This window comes from [Leptolyngbya] sp. PCC 7376 (assembly GCF_000316605.1).
In the GTDB taxonomy this organism is placed as follows: domain Bacteria; phylum Cyanobacteriota; class Cyanobacteriia; order Cyanobacteriales; family MRBY01; genus MRBY01.
Window position 1 is genome coordinate 1,436,619 of record NC_019683.1, and the last position, 24,903, is coordinate 1,461,521.

The 24,903-nt window shown below is 44.1% G+C and carries 13 protein-coding genes; 10 read left to right on the top strand and 3 right to left on the bottom strand.

The annotated features are described in order from the left end of the window. Positions 1-7 precede the first annotated feature (7 nt). The 3 genes from LEPTO7376_RS06475 to LEPTO7376_RS23275 all read left to right on the top strand — a co-directional run bounded on the left by LEPTO7376_RS06475 (position 8) and on the right by LEPTO7376_RS23275 (position 7,520). Positions 8-544 carry a hypothetical protein gene (locus LEPTO7376_RS06475; protein WP_015133412.1) on the top strand — a complete coding sequence of 179 codons (537 nt, stop codon included), beginning with the start codon at positions 8-10 and terminating at the stop codon, positions 542-544. 319 nt (positions 545-863) lie between these two features. Next, positions 864-5,525 (top strand): Hsp70 family protein, encoded by a 4,662-nt coding sequence (locus LEPTO7376_RS06480; RefSeq protein WP_015133413.1) that lies wholly within the window; start codon positions 864-866, stop codon positions 5,523-5,525. A 279-nt stretch (positions 5,526-5,804) separates the two neighbouring features. Continuing rightward, positions 5,805-7,520, top strand: coding sequence for a sensor histidine kinase (locus tag LEPTO7376_RS23275; protein WP_015133414.1), 1,716 nt, complete (start codon positions 5,805-5,807; stop codon positions 7,518-7,520). Here the strand turns inward: LEPTO7376_RS23275 and glp are convergent. Together glp and LEPTO7376_RS06495 are read right to left on the bottom strand one after the other, a co-directional pair. Continuing rightward, positions 7,517-8,728: a gephyrin-like molybdotransferase Glp gene (gene glp / locus LEPTO7376_RS06490; protein ID WP_041765171.1), complete on the bottom strand. Its 1,212-nt coding sequence runs from the start codon at positions 8,726-8,728 to the stop codon at positions 7,517-7,519. The genes LEPTO7376_RS23275 and glp overlap by 4 nt on opposite strands. 2 nt (positions 8,729-8,730) lie before the next feature. Beyond that, on the bottom strand, positions 8,731-9,351 hold the full coding sequence (locus tag LEPTO7376_RS06495) for a DUF4126 domain-containing protein (protein WP_015133416.1): 621 nt from the start codon (positions 9,349-9,351) through the stop codon (positions 8,731-8,733). A 186-nt stretch (positions 9,352-9,537) separates the two neighbouring features. Between LEPTO7376_RS06495 and LEPTO7376_RS06500 the strand changes: the two genes are divergently transcribed. Together LEPTO7376_RS06500 and LEPTO7376_RS23280 are read left to right on the top strand one after the other, a co-directional pair. After that, the gene (locus LEPTO7376_RS06500) at positions 9,538-10,830 is read left to right on the top strand and encodes a Glu/Leu/Phe/Val dehydrogenase (protein WP_015133417.1); all 1,293 of its coding nucleotides are present in this window, start codon (positions 9,538-9,540) and stop codon (positions 10,828-10,830) included. A 448-nt stretch (positions 10,831-11,278) separates the two neighbouring features. Then, positions 11,279-13,066 carry an ATP-binding protein gene (locus LEPTO7376_RS23280; protein WP_160148395.1) on the top strand — a complete coding sequence of 596 codons (1,788 nt, stop codon included), beginning with the start codon at positions 11,279-11,281 and terminating at the stop codon, positions 13,064-13,066. 38 nt (positions 13,067-13,104) lie between these two features. On the opposite strand, the gene LEPTO7376_RS06510 is transcribed toward LEPTO7376_RS23280, so the two are convergent. Then, complete coding sequence (locus LEPTO7376_RS06510) at positions 13,105-14,715, bottom strand: NAD(P)/FAD-dependent oxidoreductase (RefSeq protein WP_015133420.1); 1,611 nt, start codon at positions 14,713-14,715, stop codon at positions 13,105-13,107. Positions 14,716-15,011: 296 nt separating this feature from the next. Between LEPTO7376_RS06510 and LEPTO7376_RS06515 the strand changes: the two genes are divergently transcribed. The 5 genes from LEPTO7376_RS06515 (at position 15,012) to LEPTO7376_RS24505 (ending at position 24,896) form a co-directional block, all read left to right on the top strand. Further along, entirely contained in the window at positions 15,012-18,605 is a 3,594-nt protein-coding gene (locus LEPTO7376_RS06515) for a DUF4347 domain-containing protein (protein WP_015133421.1), read from the top strand. Between the two features lie 58 nt (positions 18,606-18,663). Further along, positions 18,664-18,819 (top strand): hypothetical protein, encoded by a 156-nt coding sequence (locus LEPTO7376_RS06520; RefSeq protein ID WP_160148396.1) that lies wholly within the window; start codon positions 18,664-18,666, stop codon positions 18,817-18,819. A gap of 248 nt (positions 18,820-19,067) precedes the next feature. Next, a complete protein-coding gene (locus LEPTO7376_RS06525; protein WP_015133422.1) occupies positions 19,068-22,382 on the top strand; it encodes a DUF4347 domain-containing protein in 3,315 nt (1,104 codons plus the stop codon). A gap of 67 nt (positions 22,383-22,449) precedes the next feature. Continuing rightward, complete coding sequence (locus LEPTO7376_RS06530) at positions 22,450-24,156, top strand: ShlB/FhaC/HecB family hemolysin secretion/activation protein (RefSeq protein WP_015133423.1); 1,707 nt, start codon at positions 22,450-22,452, stop codon at positions 24,154-24,156. A gap of 45 nt (positions 24,157-24,201) precedes the next feature. Beyond that, positions 24,202-24,896 (top strand): IS1 family transposase gene (locus tag LEPTO7376_RS24505; RefSeq protein WP_015132314.1). Its coding sequence is split into 2 segments (ribosomal slippage): positions 24,202-24,526 and positions 24,526-24,896, totalling 696 coding nucleotides; the frame shifts between segments, so codons are not numbered across the junction. The last annotated feature ends 7 nt before the right edge of the window (positions 24,897-24,903 follow it).

Genomic DNA, 24,903 nt, shown 5'->3' on the forward strand with positions numbered 1-24,903 from the left:
TAGCAACATGAATATTTTCGAGCATGAATTAAATGCTTACAAAACTGAAATTATCAATTTAAAAGAAGAGCATAAGCCTATAAAAGAGATCAAAAACTTGACTCATCATTGCTTAAGTATTAGTAATCGAGGCAATTGTGTTGTGATTGGTCTTTGTGCATTAATCGAAGCTTTTCTTTTGGAACTAGTAAACGAAGAAGAAAAGAAAAATCCGTCCAACCCATCTAATGGCAATGGTCTTAAACGCCACCAAGATTATTTATCACAGGCTAAGAGAATAGATTTTGGCAAAATATCTCGATGGAGTAGCTTCAAGCATATTTATGACCTGCGCAACGCTCTTATTCATAGCTATGGTGGCTTAATAGAGACCAGATGGATCAAAAAAGTAGATAAAGCAGCCAAACTCTTAAAAGTAGAATCTTCTATAATTTCTAAACGAAGAATCAGATTAACTACTGATGACCTTTTGACTTTCCATAAAATCATTGAAGAACTCTTCTATGAACTACAAGCAGCATCTGATACTGACAAAGATAACTAGGTCATTTATGAATCTATTCCACCTAAGTAAATATAATTAAAGATATTAAAAGCATAAGTTTTCGTAAAATAAATCAGTGCAATTGTTTGAGAGCAAAGCTGATTGGAATATGATTTGAGAGAGTTTTTTTAGATAAATCATGACTGGAGATAATTTTCCTAATGTAGCGCTCACCGTACTATCTAGTAGCCTTATTTTAAATCGATCGCCCTACTATCTCCAGATCCATCTAGAGCGATAAAGGTTAAAGTTTCGCGTCAAAAAACATGTTCTAGAATTTACGGATAGAGGGTTCATCATATGAACGAGCCGTAAGCAAATGTCAAAATGGCGCTTGAAAATTGGGAAAGTATTACAGGCTTTATGCAGTCCACTGCTCAAGCTTCTCGGCAAGCTAAAAGCATTCGGGAATGTCTATCGCCAATTGGATAGGACTTGCGACAAGCTCCAACGACAACTAGATACCCAACAGACACCAGAAAAAATTGGGCAAACCTATACTCAAGCTTTATCGCTGGCCAGAAAATGTAACTGTGATGAACTCACCAAAGTCATTCTCCAATTTGACTCACTGGTAGCTAAACAAAATGCCCAAGATGGTTTGGTGGTTGGTCAGGCAATTTCATTTCTGATAGATGCACGCCCTCAAACAACCCCATACCTGGAAGCAGCATGGCAACTCTCTCAACGATTAGGGAAAAACGCCTCAATACTGGAAGTCCAACAACAAATCTGTCTACAAATCGCGCAAATTGGAGATAGTAATTTGTTGTTAGGCAGATTGCTTGAACGACGTAATCAAGGCTCTCTCTCCACAACAGCTTTATCACAAATTATCTATCGCTTTCTAGAGAATCATACATTCCAATTTACTGATTCATGGAAAGCTTTTTTCAAACCATTTCGGCCAGATGAACTACCACAAATTCATCAGGTTTATGCCGTTCTTGATCGCTATGCCGAAGCCGCGAAATTAGCTGAAACGGCTAGAGATTATCACAGTGCGATTGATTACCTTATGCCTCTTCCGGGTCAGGATATTGCCTTACATAACCTGGAATTGGCAAACCGTTTAGGTGATGAAAGTGAAATTGCTAAAGCACATCACAAAGTAGCAGGAGAGTTCTGGCAAGAAGGAAATTATGCCAAGGCTCTGGAACACTTTCAAAAATCAAGCGATCGCCAACGTAGCAGCGATTGTCACCAGCAACTTGGCGAATTAGAAGCTGCTATTCGATGCCGTCCTGACATCAGTCCAGAATGGATTCAGGAAATTCGCACAACACTAGAAAATCAAGTCAGAGACGAGATTGAGCAACAGGAATTTTTAACAGCTGTTCGCTCCTTAAAATCGATAGAAGAGGCGTGGCAAGACAGATCTCAAACAGCTGAGGCCGAACGAATAAAGCATCTTCTATCTGGGGCAGTCAGGGCAGCTCGCTCCGCTTTTGAGCACGAGTTAGACGCATCTGATGGACAGACAACAAAAGAGCTTCTAAAACGCTGGAGTCTATTAGAAGAAGCGGCTGGAAATTATCTCGAAGCTGGACAGAAAGCCGAACAAGCTGAAGACTATTTTGCGGCTTCTATTCTGTTTGAGAAAGCGAAAGCATTTGGACAGGCATTAGTCGCTTTAAAATCCGCCGAGCCTGAAGCTGTTGATTCTCGGAAAAAAGCGCAGTTGCTAGAACAAGGTGGTGACTTTTTTATGGCTGCGTCGCTCTATGAAAGCTTGGGTGAAATCGATCAGGCGATCGCCCTTTATGAGAGAGCAGCGGAATTTTCGCGGGCAGCAGAATTACAACGTCATCAACTCAGCGAAGAGACAGCCCCATTTGATCAACGCTGGCAAGAGTTACTCACTAAAGCTGGTCAAACAGAGAAACTCGCTGAACTGTGTGCAACCCAAGCCTCCAGGCCAGAACAATCCGCCGAGCAAAAAACACGCTTATGGCGACGAATCAAAAATCTCACCGAACAAGGTTTACTGGGAGAAAAGTGGCGAGATTTGATTGTGACGGAACTACCTCTAATTGAGGAAGAAACTCGTCACCGATTTGAGCAGCAAGCTGTGTCATGGTTGCCAAAAGCAACTCAGCAAGTCATGGCCAATTATACGGACGCGATTGGACTAGATCTGGGCACGAGCAACAGTGTGGTGTGTCTCTTCAATAAGCAGCAAGGAAAACCAGAAGTTGTTGAGCGGCAAAGAAAACGACAAATTCCATCGATTTTCGCGATTGACCAGACAGGACGAGAATTAGTGGGTATACCTATCCCAGAACTTTTGAGTAAGTCACCCCGTGCCATTATCACGAAAGCTAAACGGGAGATGGGCACGAGTAGAAAATTCCGGGTCGGCGGAAAAGATTATCGTCCAGAAGAAATTTCAGCTCGCATTATCAATACCGCTCGTCAGTTTGCCAGGGAATTTCTTCAGCAAAAGATCGCAGCGAAAATCTCAGGCATTGCAGCTAAAGAAATAGGTTCGATACCGCCGACGGATTGGGTAAATGAATTTTTACGCAAACATCCCCCGAATATTCCCCTAAACAACATCGTGATTACGGTACCTGCATACTTTAATGAGGCTCAGAAACAAGCCACAAAAACCGCTGGCATTTTGGCGAATGTTCATGTTTTGAGACTCATTCATGAACCAACAGCGGGTTGTTTGGCTAAGCGTATCCAAGAAAATAAATCTGAGACCATCCTCGTGGCCGATATGGGCGCAGGAACCTTCGACCTTTCGATCATCCAGGCAGGCGATGGCTTCTTTGAAGTCCTGGAAATTGAGGGCGATAGTACGCTTGGCAGTACGGATTTAGATGACCTAATCTACTCCTACTTTAATAATCAAATTCAATCTGAAACCGGACAAGAAATTCCTCGGAATAGTCAGGCTGCTACTCGTTTACGTCAGGCTTGCGAAGAGCTGAAAATTGAACTATCTTCCCAACCAGAATGGACAATCGACCTACCCTATCTGATCGGCGATCGCACGATTCAGTTAGCCTTAACGAGAGAAGAATTAGAGCATCTAGCATCTGACTGGTTAAAACGAATTCAGAGCACCTGCAAGAGAATTCAACATCGACCTAACAAAATATTGCTCATTGGCGGTGGTGCCTTAATGCCTGCCGTTCACCGCAGTATTCGAGAGCTCTTTAACCAAGAACCAAACTCTGCCTACGATCCGTTAACCTTGGTTGCCCGTGGAGCAGCATTGCAGGCCGCATTGCTCATGGGCGATGTGCAGGAAAAAATATTATTGGATGCTGTGCCATTCAGTTTAGGTATTAAATGCCAAGAAACATCAGGTGAGTTTAGATTTGATTCGGTCATTGCTAAACACACAACTATTCCAACCTGTAAAACTAAGCGCTACAGCACGGTTGAAGATGATCAAACGCGAGTTGTAATCGAAATTTTTCAAGGGGAATCATCAGTTCCCGACGAGAACTTCAAGATTGGCGAATTTATCTTGCGAGGCATCCCCATCGCCAAAGCAAGTGTGCCCCAAATCGATGTGAAATTTGATATCGATGTCAGTTGCTTACTCACTGTGACCGCCCGCGATGCCTCGACTGGTAATCAACAGAGCATTAGCATTACTGACTCTCACCTATTGACTCCTGCTCAGGCGACGACGCTACAAACTCGATTCCGGCAATCACAGCTTTATCAAGAATCTTTGGCTGATCTCGAAACACTTGCAGCAGACCTAAAAGCAATTCTGAATGAAGTAGACAAGGCAAATCTTGCAGACATATCTGCGCGTTTTCAAGATCGCATTCAGACCTATGAGCAATATCAAGAGCGCTATTCTCCAACAGTAACGGATAACAATATTCTTCTCAACATCTATGGCGATCGCCTCCAATTAGAAGACAAGACCAGACTATTGCTCGATCAATGGGGAACATTGAGCCGGAGTATACAACTTTGGCTAGATCAGTATGACTCAATGGATTGGCGGTCTACAGATATTGAGGTTCAAGTACAACATGAACTTGCAACGGGTAAGCAGCTACGACAACGCACTCAAGATACCAAGACAGACATAAATAGAATCGTGGCTAATTACCAAAAATGGTTGAATACCCTTGAAAACTTACCCATTAATCCACAGGGCAATCCCGAAGATTTAGCCCAACATTTTTTGCGCCTGCAACGTTATCCGGAAGCGCTAACTCAATTTCAACGGCTAACACCACCGCTGCTACCTAATCACATTGAACTGGGTCTAGAACTTTTCGCTCATACTCGCCAACGAGATGCTTACTTTGAGTTGCTATCTGAGCACACCGAAACCCTTGGAATTCATCGCCCAGACTTTAAAAATCTAAATCACACTGTCCGAACCCATTCTTCATCAATCGTTTGGCTGAAAGTGGATATAGACGGTCAAACATTTCATGGGAGTGGTTTCGCCATTGACTCTCAGCACATCGCGACGAACCGCCATGTACTCATCGATAAAAAAACTGGCAGTTGTGTCCCACCAGAAAAGATAACGGCGATCGCCAAAGAAGAGATTTTAAGTGTGATATCGATTCATGAGCCTAGCTGGGGAATGGATGATGTCGTCATTTTACGAATCCAATCAAACTCTACGCCGCTAACACCATTACGGCTAGGCTTTTCAGAACTAGTAGAAGTTGGGGAACTCATTATGACAATTGGCTTTCCATCGCCTGAAAGCGGAGAATTCACCGAAAATCTCTACTGCAATACGGGATTAGTGAACCGGGTTCGTTCCAGCCAATTTTGCACTGAACGCATATTAGAAGTCAGTATTCCTTTGCAAGGCGGTATTAGTGGCGCTCCAGTCCTAAATCAAGCGGGTGAAGTCATTGGCTTACTAACCTTCTGGACAGACCGTCAGCGAACCTCAACTGGTGGGCAAATTTATCATGAGCAATCGTTGTATGCCATTCCAGTTCAGATACTACGCCGTTTATATGGAGAAATTAATTGAAGGTTTGGTAGACAACCGCATCGATGCTCGCCTAACTATTCACAAGCATCACCTTGAGGCGATCGCCTTCGAGAATATTTTCTGATCTGATCACATCTATCTCTATAATTTCGACTGCAATGGCTCGGTCAAATCTAAAGACAATATGTAAATCGAGCAATAAACATAATACTTTTAGCGGTTCTCAGACCATAAATCCAAACTTACAATAGGATTAGACAATAAGAATCAGAGTGTCTCAAACGCGAATCATCTGACAACAATCACTAAGAAAAATTTGTGTCTCTCCCTCCAAACAATAGAGATGTCGTAGCTGGCTATCTTGATGCGAATCCTGCAATTGCAGGGTTCATAACCTCGCAGGAAACAGATAAGATCGACAAATCACCGCAAAACTTTCAGTTAGCACGCTACTTTTCGATGACAAGCTTTGTTGTGCTTTTGGTAGCTGCAGGGTTATTAAGCTGGATTTACCAAAGCCGTGCCAAGCAAGATCTTAAGCAATTTGGAGAAGCAGCAAACGTTGAAATCACAAAGACACTCTATCAAGCGAATGAAGAAGATATTATTACTTTTATTGAAGCCGCCACATCCCTTAGCGACACAGAGCTTTTAATAGATCCAGTCTCCCAAAAAATCGCTCAAGATTTAGACTTTTATTTAAATGCTTTAGACATTACTAAAATCAAATTTTTTGAAGCATCAGGAAGAACTATTTTTTCGACAGATTCGACACAAGTTGGTCAAGACAAAGCAAAATATGAAGGATTTCAAAAAGCAATTAAAGGAGAAGTTTTTTCTTCTCTAAAAAATCATGATCCTTTATTACATTTAGCAGGATGGAATAATCAAGATAAGGTTCTCCATTCTAGTTATATTCCTCTCTATGCTTCCCCATCTGGAAATGCAGATAATACGATAATCAATGATCAAGGCAAGATTATCGGTGTCCTTGAGATTTATCGTGATGTCACTCCCCATGCTCAGGCGATCGCCCGCTCCCAAGCCAGAATTTCTACCAGTATTGCAGTCAGTTTTATTTTTCTTTATGCTGGTTTATTTTTGATTATTCGTCGTGCTGATAAAATCATTCAAAACCAACAAGATAAGATTCAAACTGCTCGGGATAATTTCCAAGATCAAGCGGCGCAATTAGAAGAAACTTTAGACGAATTAAATACGACTCAGGCCCAACTCATCTTACAAGAAAAAATGTTTGGGCTTAGTCAAATGGTTGCAGGGCTTGCCCATGAGCTCAATAATCCAATAGCATTTGTTAGTGGCAATATCAACTATGCAGGTGGCTACATCGAAGATCTTTTCGACTTATTAAATCTATACGAAAAGCATGTTTCTGAGCTGCCTCCATCCATCGAAGCGAAACAAGAAGAGATGGATTTAGAATTTATCATCGATGATTTACCAAAATGCATGAAATCGATGCGTGAGGGCACAGTCCGCATCCAAAATATTGTTGCCAGTCTCAGGGTTTTCTCTCGTTTAGGTGAAGCAAAGATTAAACGAGTTAGCTTAAAAGAAAATATCACAAGTATTTGGAATCTGTTAAATTATCGATTGCAATCATTGGGTATTGAACTTTCTGAACATTACGGTGATTTACCGAAAGTAGAATGTGATGCAGCAGAAATCAATCAAGTATTTTTTCATCTTCTGAGTAATGCAATTGATGCCCTAGAAATTTTTGATAATCCAAACAAGTATATCCACATTAGAGGAAAAGTTGTATCAGAAAATATGGTGGAAATTTCTGTGACCAATAACGGCTTACCACTCCCAGATCGCATCAAAAAACATATGTTTGATCCATTTTTTACGACGAAAAAAGTAGGAAAAGGAACAGGCATGGGATTAACTGTTTCCTATCAAATCATTCAGAATCACGGCGGAACGCTTTCTGTTGAATCAACATCGGAAGAAACAACATTAATCGTTCGGTTACCTATCACTTGGCAAGAAAAAAAGAATAAGCCTTAAGTCGAAATTTGCATGACCTTGAGGTGATCGCCCTTTTGAATCTCAGTAACACCTAAGGGCACAACGGCTAAAGCATTAGTTTGGGCGAGGTTAATGAGGTTGGCAGAACTATGGCCACCACTGGGTCGAGTGAAGGAATAACCGGTTTCCGTCATGGTTAGATTCCCCCAGAGATAGGCATCGCGAGTACCTGCCCCCTTGAGCGTTTGGGGAGAAGTTGCCCAAACAAAAGGAGGCTGCCAATCGCCGTTTTGACCAGACAGTTTTTTAATTGCTGGCTGCACAAATCGCCAACAACCCACCAAGGCTGAGACAGGATTACCGGGGATGCCAAAATACAATTTGCCGCCGGGAAATTTTGCGACAGTGAGGGGCTTACCTGGACGAATCGCAACTTTCCGAATCAGAATTTCGCCACCCAACTTCTCCATTAATTTCTCAACGAAATCATACTCCCCAACGGAAACACCGCCAGTTGACATCACAATATCGGCCTGAGCTAATGCAGCTTGCATAGTTTCTCGCAACACATTTTTATCATCAGGGACAGTGGGTAAAGGCTTGGCGATCGCCCCAAGAGATTCGGCGAAAGCGCTGAGGGCATAGCGATTTGAATCGACAATTTGGCCAGGCTGAAGCATTTCATGGGGCGATCGCAACTCATCTCCGGTGGAGAAAATCGCCACAGTGGGACGACGAAATACTGGAAATTTTGGGCATTGGCAGGCCGCTAAGACTGCGATATCTGCTGCACCCAAACGCATCCCTTCTTTAAGCAAAGGTTCACCAGCTCGGTAATAATCTCCCTGCGATCGCACAAATTTTCCGGGCGCTGGATTTTCAATGATTTTGACAGTATCGTCTTGGCGCTCCGTATTTTCCTGCATCACTACGGTGTCTGCGCCCGATGGCATCATCGCTCCTGTAAAAATTCTGGCAGCTTGCCCAGACTGCAATGTTTTTTGAGGCGTTTGACCCGCTGGAATCTCTTCAATTACCTCGAATTCGACAGGCTCATTCTGTAAATCTGCCGACCGAATCGCGTAGCCATCCATTGCTGAATTATCCCAATGGGGAATATCAAGGTTACCCGTCACATCAGTTGCTAAAATCCGACCATAACCTTGCTCCAGCGTGATTGTCTCAGTCTTGGTCAGCGGGGCGATCGCCTCTAAAATTATTGCCTCAGCCTCATTTACTGGAATCATCATTACACTCCCTCGCCATTACCCTGCTCATTCATATCGTCAATATCGTCCGCTAGCTCGGATCGTTGCGGCGATCGCCCTTCATCGTAATACCGTTTCCACTCCGTTGAGCTACGTACCGCTAGCCAAAGTAACATCATCGCGAGGACACCACCCTGTTGTGGCGATCGAAATGCAAACAATACCAGCACCACACAGAGAATATCCTCCGTAAAAGACCACCAAATCGGCAATCCCCGTAACCGGAAAAACCAGCCCGTCAAAATCAAGTTAAAGACAAATGCGATCAATGCGCCAATTACCCCAATTAACCAGAAGGGCTCGAATTCAACCTCCAAAACCTGTGCCGCCGTCATACTTAAAATCAAGCCAGCCAACGGTGAAAAAAACAGCTGTACCACTTGCAGAATGCGTTGCCCTAAAAGCTTCTTTGAGCCGAATAACTCAAACAACGCCCAGATCGCAAAAATACTAATCAACACCTGCGGTGGCAACCATCTTAGCCACGGCAGATTTTCGAGTAATGGCTCGCTGTATAGCACCAAAATTACCAGTAGAGGTAATGCAATTCTCATCCCTGCTGCGACCGATGCTGATAAAACTGCGAGAAAACCAATAATCATAAAAAGCCGTTACAGATAGCACACTCCAAATCCTGACGAGTCGATGCATTGAGTGTATCGTTTTGTTTCTGCAATGACTGTCATTCTCCTATTTAGTTCCGATATCACACCCAGCGAATGTAACGGTTGCTACAGTTTAGGTAGGAGCGTCATTAAATCAATGTAGCGAATGAGGGGATAGAACCTATGTCGAAATCACTATTAGCAGATGCCAGTATTCGTCTAGAAAATGCACTGAAACATGTTGATATCTCTGATGATGCCATTGAAAGATTGAAATATCCGAAAACGAGTTTAATGGTATCGATCCCAATTCGGATGGATGATGGCTCGCTCAAAATGTTTCGAGGCTATCGGGTACGGTATGACGATACGCGGGGGCCGGGCAAAGGCGGTGTGCGTTATCACCCTAATGTTTCGTTGGATGAGGTGCAATCTTTAGCGTTTTGGATGACATTTAAATGTGCGCTGTTGGATCTGCCATTTGGTGGAGCGAAAGGGGGCATTACGGTGGATCCAAAGGCTTTATCGAAAGCAGAGCTAGAAAGATTAAGTCGGGGCTATATTGAGGCGATCGCCGATTCGATTGGGCCAGACACAGATATCCTCGCGCCGGATGTCTATACCAATGCCATGATTATGGGCTGGATGATGGATCAATACAGCATCATTCATCGCCGCATTGTTCCTGGTGTCGTCACGGGCAAACCGCTCTCGATGGGGGGTAGCCAAGGACGAAGTACAGCCACAGCCACCGGTGCATTCCACGTTATCAATACGGTCTGCGAAAAATTAGGGCGATCGCCAGAAAAAACGACCGTTGCCGTACAAGGCTTTGGAAATGCAGGCGCAGAAGTCGCCCAACAATTGGCCAACATGGGATATAAAGTTGTTGCCGTTAGTGATTCTCGTGGTGGCATTTATGCAGAGCAAGGCTTAGATATCCCTAGTATTCGGCATTATAAAGTCGAAAATCGTGGCATTAAAGCCGTCTATTGCGAAAATACGCTCTGTAATATTGTTGAGCATAAAGTTTTGACGAATGAAGAACTTTTAACCCTTGATGTGGATATTTTGATACCCGCTGCCCTTGAAAATCAGATTACCGCTCAAAACGCCCATCAAATTAAAGCAAAGCTAATCTTTGAGGTGGCAAATGGGCCAATCACTTCCGAGGCCGATAAAATCCTTGAGCAGAATGACATTATGGTTGTCCCAGATATTTTGACTAATGCTGGCGGTGTCACCGTAAGCCATTTTGAATGGGTGCAAAACCGCAATGGATTTTACTGGTCAGCAACGGAAGTCAAGCAAAAACTCAAAGAAAAAATGATCCGTGAGGCTGAAAACGTTTGGGAGCTTGCCCAAACAAAACAACTTTCAATGCGAACAGCTGCCTATACTCACGCTCTAAATCGTTTGGGAGATGCTCTAGATGCGAAGGGTACACGCAATTATTTTGTGGGCAGTTCATCCTAATAAAATGCCATCAAAAGGGCGATCGCCAGATCCTCGATTAAGACCAGCAAAATCTTACGGGGATCATCATCCCCAAGGAAAAAAGATTTTGACTCTTTGGACTTTAGCGATATTAAGAAATGCATTGAGATGCCTGACTAAAGTGGTTTAAATCAATCAGTACATTCCCATTTATTCCCTGAGTTTTAGGGATAATATTATGCAAGGTTGGGATCTTAGCATTTACTTCCCTATCAGCCTTGTTGGGCTTTGCATCACAAAATCTGGGTAAAGCTAGCTAACCGATGCAAATTGGGCACTCTAGCCCTTACAGCAACAGTTCAAATATCTACTTCAAAGCATTTAAATATATTGGAAAAATTTTCAGCTTTGTACAATGAATCTCTTCTCCATCCTCACAAATGCAATTTACGCTCATTTCGCAAAGAAGAGCCATTCAACGACAAAAGTGCACATTAAATTTTCCCTGCTTAAAAATCAATCCATTAGTAGCAAACTTTTTGCCGCCTATAGCCTCACTTTCATTATGGCGGTACTAGGCATCATCGTTGGTGTGGAAATAGCTAGACGTACTGAGCAGAGGGCGATCGCTATTCAAGCGGAAGCACATGAAGACATTGAAACGATCACCCATTTTCAAGCTTCTTTACTCGATTTTTCCTATTGGAAACAGCTATTTTTAAACTCTTCTAATATTGCCCAAACCGATTTACAGAAATTACAAATATCTCACACCAAACTACAAGAAGACTGGTTGATATTTATCAATTCTGAAGAGTTGGTGGAAGCAGGAGAAGAATCTTCTGAAAGGATTACAGAAACAGAATCTCTAGTTGCTCTCAGTATCGTTGATGACCATGCTGATGAATTTGAACAATATTTGAAATCGTGGGAAATCATTTTACAAAAATCTTCTGAGATCTATTCATCGGAGCAGATAAAGCAGCAGCTTAGACTGATCGAGCAAGGGGATGCCATCAAAAAATTTGGAGATTTTCTCACAAAAATCCAAGAGCTAGCTGATGCAACAGAAGAAGAAGAAGAAGAGGCAAACTTCTTACTTGAACAGGCATCGAACAGACAGCTGCAAATCATTATTTTCAGTGCTCTTTTGTCCGGGACTTGTGGGTTGTTACTAATGTATTGGACTAGTCGAGTGTTAATGTCTCCTCTCAAGTCTATGACGTTGGAAACTCAAAAGGCTATTAATTCCCAAAATTTTGATCTTAAAGTCGACACCTCAATGCAAGATGAAATTGGAACCCTAGCCCACACGTTTAATGCATATAGTGATTTCGTAAAAGAGCTTTTGCTTTCTTCTCAGGCGGCAAATCAAAAATTAGAACAGACATTAACAGAACTCCAAAGTGCCCAGATACAAGTCATTCAAAGTGAAAAGATGTCAAGTCTCGGGCAATTAGTTGCAGGAGTTGCCCATGAAATCAATAATCCGGTCAACTTTGTTCAGGGCAATATTTATCATGTTGAAACTTACGTCAATGATTTATTAGAAATTCCAGAGTTTTATCAACAGTTTTATCCAGAGCCTCCAGAAGAGATTGAGAGTTTTTTAGAAGATATAGAGATGGAATTTGTGCGAGAGGATTTACCCAAAATTCTTAAAGCGATGAGAGTCGGCACTAACCGTATTACAGACATTGTTTTGGCATTACGGAATTTTTCTCGAACAGATGACTCCAAACTCAAAAAAATGGATGTGCATGAAGGCATAGAAAATACCTTAATGATTTTGCGTCATCGTACAGATTCAAAAGGCAAGCGTCCAAAAATTGAAATTGAGAAAAAATATAGTGAGTTACCGCAAATCAATTGTTATCCTGGTCTCCTCAATCAGGTTTTCATGAATCTTTTGGCGAATGCTATTGATGCATTAGAGGAAAAGCTTGAAGGACAATCAGAAGAAGAGAAACAAAAGGAAACGCCTCACATTACAATTCGCACAGGTTTAACGCAGGATAATAAATCGATTCAGGTGGCGATCGCCGACAATGGTTTAGGAATACCGGACAAAGTACGTAGCCGAATTTTTGACCCTTTCTTTACCACAAAAGAAATTGGTAAAGGGACTGGAATGGGCCTCTCAATTAGCTATCAACTGGTAACGGAAAAGCATCAAGGTCAGTTCCGTTGTGAGTCTAAGCCCGGTCAAGGTACTGAAATGATTATCGAAATTCCTCTAGCTCTAGGACATGAGTCCGAAGAGAAAAAAGGGTAGGGCGATCGCCACCCTTGCATTGGTTTTGAGTTGATGATCTAACTCTCCTGAAGAATATTGAGGGCGATCGCCTCAGCTACTTTTACGCCATCAATTCCGGCGGAGAGAATACCACCTGCATAGCCAGCACCTTCCCCAGCAGGATATAGACCTTGAGTATTAATACTTTGATAATCCTTGCCACGTTTAATGCGAATTGGAGATGATGTTCGCGTTTCCACCCCAGTTAACATCGCCTCATCCATCGCAAAACCTTTGATTTTTTTGTCAAAAGCGGGCAATGCTTCTCGAATCGCTTCAATCGCAAAATCTGGTAGCACTTCACTGAGATCTGTTAGTTTTACGCCCGGTGCATAGGAAGGTTTCACTTTACCCAGTTCTTCAGACGATCGCCCTGACAGAAAATCCCCTACTAATTGACCCGGTGCACTATAATCTCCACCGCCTAATTCAAAAGCTTTTGATTCAATTTTTCGCTGAAGTTCGATGCCTGCAAGGGGATGCTCAGGATAATCTTCCTCGGGCGTAATGCCCACCACAATTCCAGCATTGGCATTGCGTTCATTGCGAGAATATTGACTCATGCCATTGGTCACAACCATTCCCGGTTCTGATGCAGCACCAATCACTAAACCGCCGGGACACATACAAAAGCTGTAAACAGATCGCCCATTTTTGCAATGATGAACTAGTTTATAATCTGCCGCACCAAGGGTTTTATTACCCGCAAATTCGCCATAACGACATTCATCGATGAGAGGTTGGGGATGCTCGATGCGAAAACCGATAGAAAAAGGTTTGGGTTCGATATAAACGCCCTGATCAAATAGCATTTCGAAGGTGTCCCGTGCGCTATGTCCCATCGCCATCACGACATGGGTACTGGGAATAAAGTCACCGTTTTCGAGGGTTACGCCTTTTACTTTGCGGTCTTCGATTTCGACAGTTTTGACTTTGCTCTGAAACCGAATTTCACCACCGAGGGATTCGATAGTTGCACGAATTTTTTTGACCACACCGACTAATTTAAATGTGCCAATGTGAGGTTTAGCAATGTAGAGAATTTCGGGATTTGACCCTGCCTCCACAAATTCTTCTAATACTTTGCGTTTGTAATGTTGGCGATCGCGCACCTGACTGTAGAGTTTGCCATCGGAAAATGTCCCTGCTCCACCTTCCCCAAATTGCGCATTGGATTCTGGATTGAACTTGCCACGTTTTTTCCAGAAGGCAAAGGTATCTTTTGTGCGTTCGTCTACCTGTTTACCCCGCTCTAAGATAATCGGTCGAAAGCCCATCCGCGCCAACATCAGTCCCGCAAACATGCCGCATGGCCCCATACCAATCACAATGGGTCGCTCTTCACAACCTTCCGGCGCATGACCCACCATTTTGTAAGCCATATCGGGAGTTTCAATGACATGGGGGTCACGGCGAAAACGCTTTAAGAGCGATTTATCTTTGTAGGTTTTAATATCAACGACGTAAACCAGAAAAATATTGCGCTTTTTACGAGCATCAAAACTCCGTTTAAAAATCGTGTATTCCAGTAGCTCGTGGGGTTTTAGCTCCAGCTTCTTGCAAATAGCCTCGGCGATCGCCTCCTCAGAATGATCAAGGGGAAGCTTAATTTCGTTAAGTCGAATCATGATCGCAAGTATCGCATTTCAATGGGCCTCTCAAATTATAAAGATTCCCCATCACAATCTTTATAGGAAATTTACTAGACACGACCCTAAACAGCTTTAGTATAAAGCTCCGCTCTCACGTCCCTAACCCTTACCCAAAAAGATATTGAGACTGCCCCAAAACATTAAGATTTCGCGCTCAGGATGCTGTAACTACATGATTAAGCAAGAAAATATTAGATACAAAGAATGCATTGTAGTGCCTGCTAAAAGACCGCTAGATCCTCTGTATTAACTGACCCGAGGGCGTCACCACTATGACAATTCAAGATTCGAAGCAGCCACTGGTACTCTTCCTCCTCACAGGACTAGTGCTTGGGCTGCCACAACAAGTTCTTAGCCAATCCATCACCTCGGCTCCTGATGGCACAGGGACAGTCATTAACCATAACGGTGATACCTATCAGATTAATGGCGGGACAAGAGCTGGCCTCAACCTTTTCCATAGCTTCCAAGACTTTGGTCTCGAACCCAGCGAGGTTGCTAACTTTTTAAGTGATGATTCCATCGATAATATTCTCGGTCGGGTTACTGGCGGCGATCCGAGTATTGTCCAAGGTCTGCTGCAAGTATCCGGTGGCAACTCCAATCTATTTTTGACGAATCCTGCGGGATGGATTTTTACCGATGACGCAGGTGTAGATGTCTCAGGCAGTTTTGGTGTAACCACAGCCAACAGAATTGGTTTCAGTAATGGCTTTTTCAATAGCGCTGGTGATAATGATTACGCTGCTTTGAGTGGAAACCCAACCAGTCTGATTTTTGATAGCACTCAACCCGGCGCTATTTTTAACGGGGCTAATTTAGAGATCGACAATGGTAGTCTTTGGATGGTCGGTGGCTCTGTCATCAGTACCGGAAGTCTTACTGCTCCCAATGGCACCATTACCCTTGCTGCCGTGCCAGGGGAAAGTCAGGTTCAACTCAGCCATGACAGTATGGTTTTAAGCCTACTCCTTGATGCCGTTCCCTCTGATACGCTGCCAACAGATGCAGCTAATGGTATCCGTCCGGTGGATTTGCCAAGTTATCTCAATAGCACTGATAGTTTGGGTAATGCGTCAGAGCTTGAAGTAGATGCGGATGGTAATTTGTGGCTCGTTGGCTCCCAAATGCGTATCGAAGAGGGTGATGTCATTATTGACGATCGCCTCACCGCTCAAACTATCAATCTCCTCGCCGCAGAACAAGTCTTATCTACTGAACCAAACTTAGTCACAGGCGATGTCACCGTAGTTCGTTACTCCGGAGCTTCTGACCCCTTAACCTTTACAGCAATCGATACCACCGTTGAAGATTATCAGACATTTCTTTTTGGGGGCGATCGCGGAACAATTTCCTTCACCGTCAACCCCGATGAAAATGGCATCACAAAAATTGGCGATCGCCTGTCCAACCTAGAAGGAACAGGAACCCAAGCAGATGCCATACAAATCATTTCAGAAGGAGATGTTGGTAATTTTTGGTTAGGTAATACCTTTATTTCCGAAGACACAATCGAACAATATGAAGCGGAATTCGCAGGTTGGCAACCACATCTCACAACTACAGCTGATCTCCTGATTTATGCTTGTCTGACAGCCTTTGGTGAAGTAGGCGATCGCCTACTTCAGTACCTTGCAGATACCACAGGAACAGATGTTGCAGCCTCAACAGATTTAACAGGAAGCACAGCCCTAGGCGGAGATTGGATTTTAGAAAAAAGTGTCGGGGCGATCGGCACATCACCGCAATTTACAACAGGTACTTTAGCCAACTATCTCGGCAAATTAGCCATCTTTACAGTCACAGATGGTGCAGATACGGGAGCTGGTTCCCTGAGACAGGCGATTAGTGATGCCAATGGAGCTGCTGGAGCCGATGAAATTCGTTTTAGCAATGTGCCATTAGTCGATCTAACCTCTGGAGAATTGACCATTACCGATGAATTAACCCTGACAGGAGGAAACAGTAATGTCACAGTTCAGCGTAATGCAGGAGCTGGTGACTTCCGTATTTTTAATGTAACGGGTGGTGTAACGACAACCTTTGACAACCTAACGATTACCAATGGAGAAACAACAGGGAATGGTGGTGGCATCAATTCCAATGGCGAAGTCAACCTGACCAATACGACTGTTTCTGGAAATACCAGTAGCGACAGAGGAGGAGGGCTTTATAACACCACTCACGCAGTCAATATTATCGATAGCACTATTTCTGGCAATACCAGTTCTGATAATGGCGGAGGAATCTATAATCGCTCAGGCAATATTACAGTGACTGACAGTGTCATATCCGGTAACTCCAGTAACCGATATGGTGGTGGCATTCATACGAGGGGCCAAATTGGCGTTACGAATAGCACTATTTCTGGTAATTTTAGTCGCCGCAATGGAGGAGGACTATATAGCCGCTCAGGCAACATCACAGTAACCGACAGCACCGTATCAGATAATCAAAGTAACAGGCATGGTGGTGGTGTTTGGGCTAGAAATAGAAATATCACCATAACGAATAGCACTATATCGGGGAATTCTAGTCGACTGTCAGCGGCAGGGACTTATTCCAGTACTTTAATCGTTACAGATAGTCTCGTTTCTGGAAATACCAGTGGTGATCTCGGAGGAGGACTCTACACCACGGGAAGTGCAACCATTACGAACAGCACCATATCAGGCAACTCTAGTTCAAATAAAGGCGGCGGCATTTACTTTAGAAAGAACCTAGATATCACCAACAGTACCCTATCCGGCAATTCCAGCAATCGAGGTGGTGGTATTTATTCTAGAGGCGGCGGAACAGTCAATATCACGAATAGTACGATATCTGGAAACTCCAGTACTAACCGAGGTGGTGGTATTTTTGCCCGAGGTAGCGGTGGTGGAACAATCAACATTCGTAATAGCACGATCGCCCACAACACAGCTGACAACAATGGAGGCGGCATCTTCAGAAATGGAGGTGGATTTGATATTACTAATACGATCATTGCAAATAACACTGCGGCTAATAGCGGCAATGATTTATCTGGAACTTTTACGAGTATCCAAGACAGCTTAATTGGCGATCCTATCGGTGCAACGATCACAACGGATCTCAATAACCTGAAAAATGTTGATCCACAACTACTTCCTTTAGGTGACTATGGTGGCGACACACAAACCCATGCTTTCTATCTTGGCAGTCCAGTTCATAATGCAGGAAATGATGCCTTAGCTGCGGCTTTAGTCACAGACCAACGGGGAGCAAATCGTTTCAATGGCACTGTTGATATCGGAGCATTTGAATCCCAAGGCTATAGTCTGACCACTGTGACAGGACATGGCCAAGTCGCCCTAGTCAATAAGACTTTTGACACTGCCTTATCCGCCCAAATCACAGAAAACTTCGTCCATACTGCAATTCCAGTTGAGAATGTACCTATCATTTTTAATGCAAATCATGGGAATACTGGAGCATCAGGCAGTCCGGGCGGTAGTGTTTTGACAGATGCGGATGGTCTTGCGACAGCGGCTAATATGTTCACAGCTAATGCGATCGCAGGTGATTTTACAGTTACAGCCAGTAGCCCTAATTTAAGTTCTGCAATATTCAACTTAACCAATCTCCCTATACCTGAGTCTCCAAATTCCCCTGAATCTCCGAGTGAACCAAACGTACCTGATGTGCAAAATATTTGGCCTGATCCTGTCGAAAGAACAGAAGAGATCACTGATAATTTCATCGGAGCTGACTGCCAAACTATCCCTGCCGTCGAGGTTACAGATGAAGCAGAAAAACTCGATGAACAACTCGATGAAGAAATCAAAAAAGATCAGGATGATGCTTTGGGTAAACTTGAGCAAGATTGTAGCTTGAGCCTACGCTAGTGTGATTTTTTCTGTTGCTAGTAATGCATCATTTCTCTACAAGAAGCGTAAGTTTTTTATGGCTATTAATCAGATTGCCCTCACGACTTTGATTCTCTGGAGTGTCTTTACTCCCTTTGTGGCGATCGCCTCCTCAGAATGCTCAAGGGAAAGCCTCACTCTTCCGTCACTAACCCTTGCCTCAGAGGATACCGGGATAGCTCCAAAACCTTAAGATTCCGTGATCAAGATGCTGAAACTACATGATCAAACCGAAAATAGTAGATGTAGAAAATGCATCAGAAAATAATTAGTTTCTGTAGCCGTCGGGTTCCAAGAGTCTGTAGCTGACCGTTTTTACGCTCTTAAAACTCAACGTGTCTGAAAAGACATGACCAAAAGTGACTTTTTGGGTATTTTTTCTACCAAAATTTCGGGAGATAGTGAATTTGCCGCATTAACTGACCTGAGGCAGTCACCGCCATGACGATTCAAGATTCGAAGCAGCCACTTTTACTACTCTTCATCACAGGGTTAGTGCTCGGGCTGCCGCAACAGGTTCTTAGCCAATCCATCACCTCGGCTCCTGATGGCACAGGAACAATTATTAATTACAACGGTGATACCTATCAGATTGATGGCGGAACAAGAGCTGGCCTCAATCTTTTTCATAGCTTCCAAGACTTTGGTCTCGAACCCAGCGAGGTTGCTAACTTTTTAAGTGATGATTCCATCGATAATATTCTCGGTCGGGTTACTGGCGGCGATCCGAGTATTGTCCAAGGTCTGCTGCAAGTATCCGGTGGCAACTCCAATCTATTTTTGACGAATCCTGCGGGATGGATTTTTACCGATGACGCAGGTGTAGATGTCTCAGGCAGTTTTGGTGTAACCACAGCCAACAGAATTGGTTTCAGTAATGGCTTTTTCAATAGCGCTGGTGATAATGATTACGCTGCTTTGAGTGGAAACCCAACCAGTCTGATTTTTGATAGCACTCAACCCGGCGCTATTTTTAACGGGGCTAATTTAGAGATCGACAATGGTAGTCTTTGGATGGTCGGTGGCTCTGTCATCAGTACCGGAAGTCTTACTGCTCCCAATGGCACCATTACCCTTGCTGCCGTGCCAGGGGAAAGTCAGGTTCAACTCAGCCATGACAGTATGGTTTTAAGCCTACTCCTTGATGCCGTTCCCTCTGATACGCTGCCAACAGATGCAGCTAATGGTATCCGTCCGGTGGATTTGCCAAGTTATCTCAATAGCACTGATAGTTTGGGTAATGCGTCAGAGCTTGAAGTAGATGCGGATGGTAATTTGTGGCTCGTTGGCTCCCAAATGCGTATCGAAGAGGGTGATGTCATTATTGGCGATCGCCTCACCGCAGAAGCTGTCAATTTATTAGCCGCAGAACAAGTTCTACCCACTGAATCTGGCTTAGTGACGGGGGACATTACCGTGGTGCGCTATCCCAAGGTGGGAAATGACTTAACCTACAACTTTATTGATAGCCTCATCGAAGATCCCGAAAGTTTCTTGTATGGCGGTGAACAGGGCAGTATTTCCACCATCGTCACCACCGACCAAAATGGTATCGAAGTCATCACAGAAAAATTAGGGGCAATCGCCACAGATAACGGTGAACTAGACGGCTTACGCATCGTCGGCGAAGGTAATGAAGCAGACTTCTGGCTCGGTAATGCTTGGGTCTCAGAAGAAACAATCGATAACTATTCATCCCAGCTTGCGAGTTGGTCTGGCGCTTTAGCAGAAGGAGCAGATTTATTACTCTACAGTTGTCTAACAGCATCGGATTTACGCGGTGAAAATTTTGTTAATACCTTTGCCGACCTAACAGGCATGGATGTTGCTGCATCGACTAATCTGACTGGTAGCGCAGCCCTTGGTGGTGACTGGAATTTAGAATACCAAACAGGTTCAATCGAAACAGGGATTGGCTTTGAAACATCAGTCATAGAGAACTTTACTGACACATTAGTTGTCTTTACAGCCACAGATGCCACCAGTTTGATTGCAGCAATTAATACAGCCAATGGCAATGCAGTTACAGACACAATTAACCTGGCAAACGATATTACCCTAACCGCCATTGATAATGCGACTAATGGTGACAATGGCTTACCCTCAGTTACGGCAACAGAGAGGTTAACGATTAACGGCATGGGGAACACGATCTCACGGGATGCGGGTGCGCCTGGCTTCCGGCTGTTGCATGTTTCCCTAGGGGGCGATTTGGAGGTAAACGAGACCACCCTGTCGGGCGGACTAGCCAACTCTGGCGGCTTCTTTGGACCGGGGAACAATGGTGGGGCCGTCTTCAACCTGGGAACCTTGAGCGTGAATGATAGCATCGTTTCTGGTAACGAGGCCGACGCCGATGGTGGGGGGATTTACAGCTTTGGTAGTATTACCGGTGGTGCGCTTGCCACCATCACTAGTAGCACGATTTCTGGCAATACGGCAGGAAGCACTGGCGGCGGCATTTCTAACTCTGCCTTTACTGGTGGTCCTACCAACACTCCGAATGCTGCAGTAATGACGATTGAGAACAGCACTATTATTAACAATTCGGCAAATACCGGGGGCGGTATTTCTAACTTTGGTCAAAATGCGGACAATAGTGCGGTGATGAGGGTGAACAACAGCACCATTTCCGGTAATACAGCTAGTTTCGCGGGTGGTGGCCTTTACAATCGGGGACAATCTTCTAGTCAGGGAGCAACTCTCATCATCACCAATAGCACGGTTGTCCAAAATGAAACCACACTTATCGGTGGCCAATCGGGTGGCGTTCACAATACTGGCGTGTTTGGGGGGCCTAATACAGGGCGATTGATTGTAGGCAACAGCGTCATCGCTCAAAATACCGCGACCCAAACCCCAGATGTAGGACACGACGTACCTTTTGTTAGCTCCCCAGTTGTCGATGAAGGTCATAACTTCATTGGTATAGATGAGCAAGGATTATTTACTGTCAGTACCCTCATCGGCAGCATCACTACTCCCTTGGATCCAGACCTGCTCCCTCTTGGTGATTATGGTGGTCTGACCCAAACCTTTGCTTTTGGCTCTAATAGTCCCCTCCTAAATGCAGGTAGTGATGCTTTGGCAACTGCTGCAGGCCTGACTAAAGATCAGCGAGGAGCAAATCGTTTTAATGGCACAGTGGATATTGGTGCGTTCGAATCCCAAGGCTATAGCTTAATACCAACGACTGGTGATGCTCAAAGTACTGATGTAGAAACAGCTTTCGGCACAGCATTAGCGGTTCAACTGGTAGAGAACTTCGTTAATACGCCATTACCTATTGCAGATATTGACGTGACCTTTACTGCCAATACAGGGGCAAGTGGTGCGAGTGGCACTCCAACGATTAGTAATGTCGTTACAGACAACACAGGTTTAGCGACATCAACTAGTGTTATCACGGCCAATGCAGAAGCTGGGGACTTCACAGTAACGGCCAGTAGCTCCGATATAGAAGATGGCTTCTTTACATTGACAAATATCGCTCTCCCACCAGAGCCTGAACCTGAACCAGAGCCGGAACCAGAACCCATAATTTCTGAGACCCAAAGAGAAGCTATCCAAAATTTGTTTGATTCAAATGAGTCGACAACAACCGGATTGGCAGAACAGTCCCTTGAGGAAAGTGCCTCCCAAGTTATCCCAACCACCCAGCTCTTGGATACCGCGAGCGGAGCGGAAGCAGGAAGTGATGAAACAACAGATAACGAGGAAGAGTGTTCTGTAGATGGCTCAGGAGAAGGTTGTTAATCGCTATGTGATTTTTCTTCTATGACTTACTTCTCAACTATTTACCGACAAGACTCATCTATCTCTTATGCAACTTAAGACTATTGCCTTCACAGCTGCTATTTTGTACGGCTCCTTTACTCCCTTTGTGGCGATCGCCCAAACTGAACCCAATCCAAACCAAGATCGTTTTTTACAATCTCCTGAAAATGAAGTGCCGGAGTTGCTGGAGGAGGAAGACGCTCCTTCATTAATTCCAGATGATAGTGCTACGGAAAATAACAATCTTTCAGAAAATCAGACTCCCATTACTGTGTCTGAAATTAAGGTGGTAGGAAGTACCGTTTTTACTGATGCAGATTTCGCCGTCATTACAGATCCAATCCTTGGCGACAGCACCATTGGTGCTCTAAATCAGGCTGTAGAGCAAATCACTCAGCTCTACATCGGCAATGGCTATTTAACTTCTAATGCTATTTTGCCAACTCAACAACTTAATGACGGTGTGGTGACCATCGAAGTTATTGAGGGAACTTTAGAGAGCATCACGGTCAATGGACTCAATAATCTTAATGAATCCTATGTGACTTCTCGGGTAGGTCTTGGGGTTGATACGCCTCTCAATATCAATGATCTAGAAGAACAACTCCGTCTCCTACAGATTGATCAAAACCTTACAGATCTCGATGTAAACCTACAAAGCGGTAGTGGCATTGGCGAGAGTACATTACAGCTGGATGTGGAGGAACGAAAGTCTTTCTTTGGGAATGTTTTTGTTGATAACTATTCCCCTGTCAGTATTGGTGATGTGCGGGGTGGTATTAATCTCGGCTATCGCAACTTAATTGGAGTGGGGGATGTCTTGAACGTGGGCTATACCCAAACCTTTGAGGATGGCTTAGATTTGTGGGAGTTTGGTTATCGGATTCCGCTGAATGCGATGGATGGCACATTGGCTTTCAGTGCATCGATTGATCGCAACGAAATTGTGGCAGAACCCTTTAATTCATTAAATATCCGTGGGGAATCAGAAACCTATCGTCTGAGTTTTCGGCAACCGTTGAAACGTACTATACGAGAAGAGTTTGCCCTATCGTTAGGGTTTAACTACCGGGATGGTCAAACTTTTGTTTTTGATAATGTGGGCCAAGCTTTTAGTGCTGGTGCAGATGCTGACGGTAGTACAAGGACTTCTGTATTTCGCTTTGGTCAGGACTACACAAGGCGGGATACGAAAGGCACCTGGAGTTTGCGATCGCAGTTTAGTTTGGGTACAGGACTATTTAATGCCACCAGTAACAGTGACCCGATTCCAGATGGGCAATTTTTGTCATGGTTAGGCCAAGTGGTGCGGGTACATCGTCTAAATGATAGGCATACTTTGATTGTGCGCGGCGATTTACAGTTGTCGGGTGATAATTTGCTGTCGTCCGAGGGCTTTAGTTTAGGGGGGGCTCAAACTCTCCGAGGCTATCGACAGGGAGCTCGCAATGCCGATAATGGTTGGCGCTTTTCCATCGAGGATCGTATTACTTTGGCGCAAAATGAAGATACAGGCCAATTAATACAGATTGCCCCTTTCTTTGACTATGGTGTTGTCTGGAATAACGCGGATAATACGAGCCAGATTGCCAATGAACATACCCTTGCGGGTTTGGGGACGGCATTCATTATTAAGCCAGTGCAGGATCTCACCCTACGTCTAGATTTTGCAATTCCTTTAGTGGATACGGGCGATCGCCAAAACAACATCCAAGATGACGGCATGTACTTTAGCCTTGATTATGCTTTCTAGTTTTGGCGTTGCAGAATAGAGGTATGAATGGAGGTTGTTGACTCAATGGAATGTCCAGAATGCCAATCTACTCATATCCGTAAGAATGGAAAGAAAAAAGGCAAACAGAATCACATCTGTGTAGATTGCGGTCGTCAGTTTATCGACCACTATAGTCAGCTCGGCTACTCAAATGCCTTCAAACGTGAATGCCTCAAAATGTATGTCAACGGTATGGGCTTTCGAGCCATTGAACGGGTGAAAGGAGTGCACCACACTACCGTCATCACTTGGGTCAAACAAGTCGGTGCATTGCTGCCTGATGCTTATGAACCGGAAGAGATGCCTCAGGTCGGGGAACTCGATGAACTTCAAACATTCGTCGGTGCTAAAAAAACAAGGTCTGGCTCTGGACAGCAGTAGACCACTTTCAACCAGGTATTCTTGCTTGGACTATTGGTGACAGAAGTGCAGAGACATTCAAGCCACTATGGGCAATCGTTAGTCTCTGGAGATGCTTCTTTTACGTCACAGATGGCTGGAAAGTTTATCCCATCTTTGTACCCGATGGGGACCAGATTGTCAGTAAGACCTATATGACTCGAGTCGAAGGAGAGAACACTCGATTGCGGCATTATCTCGCTCGACTCCATCGAAAGACCTTATGTTATTCAAAGTCTGTGGAAATGTTAGAGCATTCGATTCGATTGCTGATTCACTATCTCAAGTTCTGGGATGTTCCTATCCCTCGACCCTCATAGATTCATA